At 66.9% G+C, this 6,691-nt stretch carries 6 protein-coding genes and 1 pseudogene; 4 read left to right on the top strand and 3 right to left on the bottom strand.

Going from position 1 to position 6,691, the window contains the following annotated elements:
• Positions 1 to 186: 186 nt before the first annotated feature.
• Entirely contained in the window at positions 187 to 804 is a 618-nt protein-coding gene (locus ABZX79_RS36635; protein WP_355267994.1) for a hypothetical protein, read from the top strand.
• 106 nt (positions 805 to 910) lie between these two features.
• On the opposite strand, the pseudogene ABZX79_RS36630 reads toward ABZX79_RS36635, so the two are convergent.
• Positions 911 to 1,343 (bottom strand): annotated as a pseudogene (locus tag ABZX79_RS36630) (bifunctional DNA primase/polymerase); the annotation flags it as partial.
• Between the two features lie 501 nt (positions 1,344 to 1,844).
• Here ABZX79_RS36630 and ABZX79_RS36625 point away from each other — a divergent pair.
• The 3 genes from ABZX79_RS36625 (at position 1,845) to ABZX79_RS36615 (ending at position 3,868) form a co-directional block, all read left to right on the top strand.
• Positions 1,845 to 2,429: a dihydrofolate reductase family protein gene (locus tag ABZX79_RS36625; protein ID WP_355268000.1), complete on the top strand. Its 585-nt coding sequence runs from the start codon at positions 1,845 to 1,847 to the stop codon at positions 2,427 to 2,429.
• Entirely contained in the window at positions 2,426 to 2,839 is a 414-nt protein-coding gene (locus tag ABZX79_RS36620; protein WP_355267991.1) for a VOC family protein, read from the top strand. Before ABZX79_RS36625 ends, ABZX79_RS36620 begins: the two co-directional genes overlap by 4 nt.
• Before the next feature lie 303 nt (positions 2,840 to 3,142).
• Positions 3,143 to 3,868 carry a helix-turn-helix domain-containing protein gene (locus ABZX79_RS36615; protein WP_355267997.1) on the top strand — a complete coding sequence of 242 codons (726 nt, stop codon included), beginning with the start codon at positions 3,143 to 3,145 and terminating at the stop codon, positions 3,866 to 3,868.
• Positions 3,869 to 4,314: 446 nt separating this feature from the next.
• Here ABZX79_RS36615 and glpK read toward each other — a convergent pair whose 3' ends face one another.
• On the bottom strand, positions 4,315 to 5,829 hold the full coding sequence (glpK, locus tag ABZX79_RS36610; protein ID WP_355267988.1) for a glycerol kinase GlpK: 1,515 nt from the start codon (positions 5,827 to 5,829) through the stop codon (positions 4,315 to 4,317).
• Positions 5,830 to 5,870: 41 nt separating this feature from the next.
• On the bottom strand, positions 5,871 to 6,638 hold the full coding sequence (locus tag ABZX79_RS36605) for an IclR family transcriptional regulator (RefSeq protein WP_355267985.1): 768 nt from the start codon (positions 6,636 to 6,638) through the stop codon (positions 5,871 to 5,873).
• Positions 6,639 to 6,691 lie beyond the last annotated feature (53 nt).

Raw genomic sequence — 6,691 nt, 5'->3', positions numbered from 1 at the left:
CCTCACCGGCGAGAACACCATTTCATGGCGCGACCCGATACCCCAGAACAAACAGTTGATTCCGGGATAAAACACTAGGAGAAAACGACCTCTTAACCTCCTATCCGGGCGCGGATCCCGTCGTGGCATCGTGTGGCTATGCAGATCTTGACGGACGACCAGCCGCGGCCTCTGTACACGTGTTGGATGTGCTGGATCGCGGTACCGACCGGCGACCAGGCAGGGGTCATGACAACCCTGGGTCTAACCCAGTCGAGGTCCGTAACGTTTACGGAAGCCGCTGTCGCCATCGACGACGACGGCCACGGAGGAACCGACGGACTTGCCCGGGTCTACGTAAGCCCCGAACTCGACGGATGGACGCTGGTGATCGGCCCATGGTGCGATCCGTGCGACGACGAATCGAGCGACGAGATGCTGCAACTGTGCACTGATCTCAGCAGCCGGTACGGCCAGGCGCAGGCGTACTACTTCGGTATGCAGGCCGACGGGTCGGCCTGGCTCATCGCCGAACACGGCACCGTGGTGCGGCGGTACTGCGAGACCGGGGTGGCCGACGAAGATGCGCTCTTCACGCTGGGACAACCACTCCCGCTGGAAAGAGCCCGGCGGGAACAACTGGGACTCTCGCCGACTTGGGACGAGAACACGAGGGGCAGTGAAGCCGAGGACGAGTGGAAGGACGCCGCGTACGACATGGCACCCGAGATCGCCGCGGCGTTGGGAGTCAGCCCGCTCGAACTTACTCCACAAACGCCAGTGCGCGGCACCGGCCTACTCGCCCACACGCGGCGCATCCACTGAGCTAGTTTTCTATCGTCTGGCCTCGAACGTGTTTCACACGTAAGTGGGGTTTGCCCAGATCAGGGCCCGTGGGGACGGCCTTCCACTGATGCTGTGCTCCGTTCCAACGCAGAGTGTTCTGGTCATCTGCGGGGCTGGTGGTTCCACGAAGCGCCGCCAGGACTGCCAGGGTGTGGTACCCAGTTGAGAGTCCGGTGAGGTCCACGCTGTCGGAAATTGGGATGCCCGGCAGCAACTGGTCCCGCTGGGGGCGGCTTCTGCGGGTGTGCATTGATGTCGATGATCAACAGGCCTGCGGCGCCGCACGCGACTCCCACACCGAGGCCGGGGGTGTTGCCCCACCACTGCTCGATGCGGCGGTGGTCCACTGTGGCGGCATGAAAGCCGTGGCACCAGCGGCCGGCGGAGCGACAGGGGCATTCGCGGTGCGTATGGCCAGGGGATCGGCAGGCACTGCAGTTGACGGCGGGAGTCTTGCGGCCCGGTGCGAGGGGATGGACCGGACAGCCGCGGCTGGCGCACCACTTGGCTGTGGCCAGCGTAGGCCTAGCGACTGAAGCAGCAGGGCTCGTCGGCTCTGAGTCGCTACGGGAAGTCCGCAGCTCAGCGGGTATGCGGCTCCCCTTTCAGCGACTGAAGCGACTCAACTACGGACACAGACTAGCGAGGCACCGGACAGCGAGTGCGCAGCCGGGGGAAAAGCTGTCGGCCGCGTCGACGGACCCCCTTCCCCTGACACTTCAGCGACCCAACAACATGCCCAGCACCTGAGGGCCCGTCGGTCGCTACTCCGCCCGCTTCGTAAACCCGCAGGTCACAGGCTTACCGTTCAGAGAACAGCGACTGAAGCGACTGAAGTCTCCTATATATGACGCACACGCACACACAGGATTGGCTTCATATGAGGCCCGGCAGCAGGGCCGGCGGGTCGGGCCGATGAGTTTGCCGGTTGCCTGAAGTCTTCCTTGTGACATTCCCGCCCCGTCGGCGGATCAGGAATCGCCGGATACCGGTGTAATCGAGGAGAGATGGAGGCCAGGATGAACAATCCGATTCGGCTGTACATGTCGATGTCGCTCGACGGCTATATCGCCGGCCCGGACGATCGGCCAGGGCAGGAGCTCGGACGCGACGGTGGACGGCTCTTCAACTGGCTCGACGACCGGGAGTCCGACGGTCCGAGCGGCCAGGTCTTCCGCGAAGCGATGGCGACCGGCGCGGTGATCTCCGGCCGTCGGACTTTCGAACTCGCCGGGCGCTGGCAGGGCGACCACCACGACGGCGTGCCGATTTTCGTCCTCACCCACCAGGTGGATGACGGGGACGTTCCACCCGGCCACGCGCGTTTCGTCACCGATGTTGAGGACTGCGCCCGTCAGGCTCGCGCAGCCGCAGGGGACCGGGCGGTCATGGTCCATGGGGCGGGGGCGGCCCAAGCACTTCTCCGATCCGGGCAGGTCGACGAGATGGAGATCCACCTGATTCCGGTCCTCCTCGGGGACGGCCGACGACTGTTCGACCACCTGGGTAGTGATCACATCGAACTCGACCTCGTCCGACGGCTCGAGGATCGAGACGTCACGCACCTCCGCTACCGGGTGCGTCGACCCGAGGAGGCCGCGTGAAGACGCTCTTCGTCGCCTACCGCGTCACCGACCTGGGCCGCTCGCTCGGTTTCTACACCGCCTTGGGCTACGTCGAACTGGGCAGAGTCGAGGGCGGCGACGGGGCTCGCCTCGTGATCCTCAAGTTCCCCGACGAACCGGCGGCCTCGCTCGAACTGGTCCACCGCCCCGGCGACGGACCGGTCGACGTGGGCAGCGGTTTCGACCACCTCGCGATCCAGGTGGAAACGCTCACCACCACCCTGGAGACGCTGACCGAAGCCGGCCTGGGGCCCGAACCCCTCCAGTACCCGGGCGGCCCTCACGGCCCGAAGACGTCGTGGCTCACGGACCCGGATGGTTACCGGATCGAGTTGGTGGAGTGGCCGTCCGGATGTCCCGACGGCATCACCTCAGCAGACTTTGCCTGAGCCGGCCACGGTCTATGGAGTGACGAAGCTCCCCCTCGACGCGACCGCGGCGCAACGCGAGGCGACATCCCACCCCATCCACAGGTCTTGACGATTACTCACTCGCCCGCTGTCCAGCCACCGCTATGTACTTGTCGGCGACGGCTGAAAAAGTGGACCACGACTACCCGCACTGGAACACCGTCTACGCCGAGTCATGCGCCTGAAATCACGGGCTTAAGTCTGTAGCGTGTCGCCATGTCGCCGGCCCCGTGCTGTTGAAGTCAGGCTGTCCGATGGGAGTTCGCTGAGTTGTCGCGCTGGGTGGACAGGGCGGTAGAGCCCCGTCTTGCCGAGCGGGCCCGCATCATTCTGTCGTGTGCGGCCGGGGTGCCGAATACGCGCGTGGCGGCGGATCTCAAGGTGACCGCGGACACGGTGCGGAAGTGGCGCTCGCGGTTCGCTGCCCATCGGCTCGAGGGGCTGACGGACATGCCGCGGCCAGGCCGTCGCAAGGCAGAACTGGTGCTCAGCGAGGCCGAGCGACATCAGTTGATGCGTTGGGCGAGGCGGGCGAAGACCGCCCAGTTCCTGGCACTGCGCGCAAGGATCGTGCTGCGGTGTGCGGAGGGCGGGACGAACAAGCAGGTGGCGGCCGAACTCGGTGTGAGCGAGCAGTCGGTGAACCGCTGGCGGGCCCGGTTCGTCAAGCTGCGGCTGGACGGGTTGGTCGACGAACCGCGACCGGGGCGGCCGCCGTCCATCCTGCTCGAGCAGGTCGAGGACGTTGTCATCGCGACGCTGGAATCCACTCCGGGCCAGGACACGCACTGGTCGCGGGCTTCCATGGCCGCCCGCACCGGGCTGTCGAAGTCCGCCATCGGGCCGGATCTGGAAACGACGCCAGGTCAGGGAACGCCCGGTTACCGGGACCGCCGACATCCGCCATCACCGACTTGTACGACAACCACGACCAGGCGTCGATCACGAATTGGCGCAGGCCCACATCCACTCCAGGAAGCTCGGCCCCGCGCCACGTGGTCAGCGTAGCCGCACCCCGGGAACGCCTTATGCGACTATCGTGCCGCTTTCGTACTACCCCTTGCACCCTCGTCGGCTAATGCGGTGCCGTGCTGCTGACCCCATCCCCGACTTCGCCACCTGACAAGTGGTCGACGAAGAAGTCGACCTCAACAACTTCCAGGCCAATCAGGCCCGCACTGGGGCTGGCCGCCCTCATCATCTTCTACGGCACCGCCACGGCGCTGCGGGGAGAGAAAGAAGCCAGCAGCGTGCCGCGAGGGCCTGGGCCGTCGGCTCCGCCGGTCGCGCCCCGGCCGGCAGACTGGGGCCGCGCGGTCCCAGCATGGAGGGAGTAGCCGTGGCGGAGGAGGGATCGTGCCGACGCCCCACGTCGAACACGAGGTCATTGCGTACGAGGTCTGGAAGGCTGCCTTCGACCGGCGCGGTCTTCCGCCGGAGGCTGGGTGCGCGCATCAAGGGCCGTTCGGCCGTCTTATCCATCCCAGGGATCGCTCGACGGCCCGTTGCCAGTTTTCGTATTCCGACGCTCGTCGCGCGGGGTCCATGTCCGGCAGCCATTGGGCCGCTCGGTGCCAGTTGCGCCGCAGGACTCCGAGGTCGGCCCAGTAACCGGCGGCCAACCCGGCGGCGTAGGCGGCGCCCAGCGAGACGGTCTCGACGGCCATGGGCCGCACCACCGGCACGTCGAGGACGTCTGCCAAGATCTGCATGAGGAGGTTGTCGGATGTCATGCCACCGTCGACCTTGAGCTCCTTCAGGGTGAGCGACGAGTCGGCGTTCATGGCGTCGACGACCTCACGCGTCTGCCAGCCGGTGGCTTCCAGCGCGGCCCTGGCCAGGTGTCCCTTGGTGACGTACGAGGTGAGGCCGACAATGACGCCGCGTGCGTCGCTGCGCCAGTGGGGTGCGAACAGACCGGAGAACGCCGGGACGATGTAGCAGCCGCCGTTGTCCTCCACGGTGCGCGCCAGGGTCTCGATGCCAGGTGCGCTGCTGATCAGTTCCAGACGGTCACGGAACCACTGGACCAGGGCGCCGGTGACGGCGATCGGTCCTTCGAGCGCGTAGACCGCGGGCTGATCGCCGATCTTGTACGCAACGGTGGTGAGCAGTCCGTTCCGGGATCGCACGACGTCGGTCCCGGTGTTGAGCATCAGGAAGCTGCCGGTCCCGTACGTGCACTTCGCCTCCCCCGGGGAGAAGCAGGTCTGCCCGAAGAGTGCGGCCTGCTGATCGCCGAGCGCAGCCGTGATGGGCATGCCCGGAAGCACCGAGCGATCCTCACCGTACCTTTCCGCCGAGGACCTGATCTCGGGCAGGATCGCTCGCGGAACCCCGAAGAACTCCAGCAGTTCCTCGTCCCATTGGAGCGTCCGCATGTTCATGAGCATCGTGCGACTGGCGTTGGTCACATCGGTGATGTGACGGCCTCCCGCCGTCCCACCGGTCAGGTTCCAGATCAGCCAGGTCTCGATCGTGCCGAACAGCACCTCGCCGTCCCTTGCCCGCCGTTCCAGACCGGCCACATGGTCGAACAGCCAGCGGATCCGTGGCGCGGAGAAGTAGGTCGAGGGCGGCAGACCGCAGCGCGCCATGAAGAAGTCGTCGCCGGGGTGATTCCTCAGGTCCTCGACGAGCGGAGCGGTGCGGGTGTCCTGCCAGACGATCGCTCTGCCCAGCGGTGTGCCGGTCCGCCGGTCCCAGAGCACCGTCGTCTCGCGCTGGTTCGCGATGCCCAGGGCAGTGACCGCTTCGACGGCGACGCCGGCGCCGGAAAGGGCCTCGGGCACGATGCGTCGCAGATTGCGCCAGATCTCCAGGGCGTCGTGCTCCACCCAGCCGGGCCTCGGGAAATACTGCTGGTGCTCGCGCTGCGCGACCGAAACCAACCGCCCGCCGTGGTCGAACAGGATGCAACGGGTGGAGGTGGTGCCCTGGTCGATGGACATCACATACCGTCCGACCATGATCCGGACCGCCCTTCCGATGCGTACAGAAGCGTGGGGAGCTACCAGCGGGCGGCCCCCAGGTCTCGTGAGATCGCCCGGGCGGCCTCACGGAGCAGCATGATCAGCTTGGATTCGGGCCGACCCTTGGCGTCACAGATCCGCTCGACCGGGCCGGACACGCCGATGGCGCCCACCGAGAGACCGCCGTGCCCCCTGATCGGCGCGGCGACACCGGCGTCGCCCATGCTCATCTCCTGGACCTCGGGGGCCCAGCCGTTCTCCCGGACATCGGCGAGTGCCCGGGCGAGCTCCTCAGGGTCGACCAGGGTGTGCCGGGTGTACGCCTCCAGACCGACGTCGAGCGCCGACTTCAGGGGGGCGGTACCGAACGCCAGCAGGACCTTGCCGAGTGAGGAGGCGTGCAGGGGCAGCAGCGCGCCCACGTCGAGGGTCTGAAGCGTGTCGTCCGGCCGGAAAACATGGTGGATGACGAGCACCCTGCCCTCCAGAGGAGCGCCCAGGCGTACCGCCTCGCCACTGCGGGCAGCCAGGGCGTCGGCCCAGTTGATGGAGCGCGACCGCAGCTCGTTGACATCCAGGTAACTGGTGCCGAGGTGCAGCAACGCAGCCCCGAGCTGGTACTTTCCCGTCGCCGCGTCCTGCTCCACGAAATCCACATGCTGGAGGGTGCGCAGAATGCCGTGGGTGGTGCCCTTCGCGAGCCCCAGCGACGCGGCGACCTCGCCCAGCCCGAGCCGACGAGGACCGCCGGCGAGCAGACGGAGGATCGCCGCCGCCCGTTCGATCGACTGGACGGGACCGGCCATACCGCGATTCTAGGTCCGCTTCACCGGCCCACATGGGGCATCGTGCGGTGATT

It is taken from the genome of Streptomyces sp. NPDC002994, from assembly GCF_040611155.1.
Lineage (GTDB): Bacteria > Actinomycetota > Actinomycetes > Streptomycetales > Streptomycetaceae > Streptomyces.
This window is presented reverse-complemented; position numbering and strand designations above follow the sequence as displayed.

Bases quoted from the DNA above. Each gene is read 5' to 3' on its own strand.
- ABZX79_RS36635 (WP_355267994.1), top strand. From the start codon at position 187: ATGTGCTGGATCGCGGTACCGACCGGCGACCAGGCAGGGGTCATGACA.
- ABZX79_RS36625 (WP_355268000.1), top strand. From the start codon at position 1,845: ATGAACAATCCGATTCGGCTGTACATGTCGATGTCGCTCGACGGCTAT.
- ABZX79_RS36605 (WP_355267985.1), bottom strand. From the start codon at position 6,638: ATGGCCGGTCCCGTCCAGTCGATCGAACGGGCGGCGGCGATCCTCCGT.
- glpK (WP_355267988.1), bottom strand. From the start codon at position 5,829: ATGGTCGGACGGTATGTGATGTCCATCGACCAGGGCACCACCTCCACC.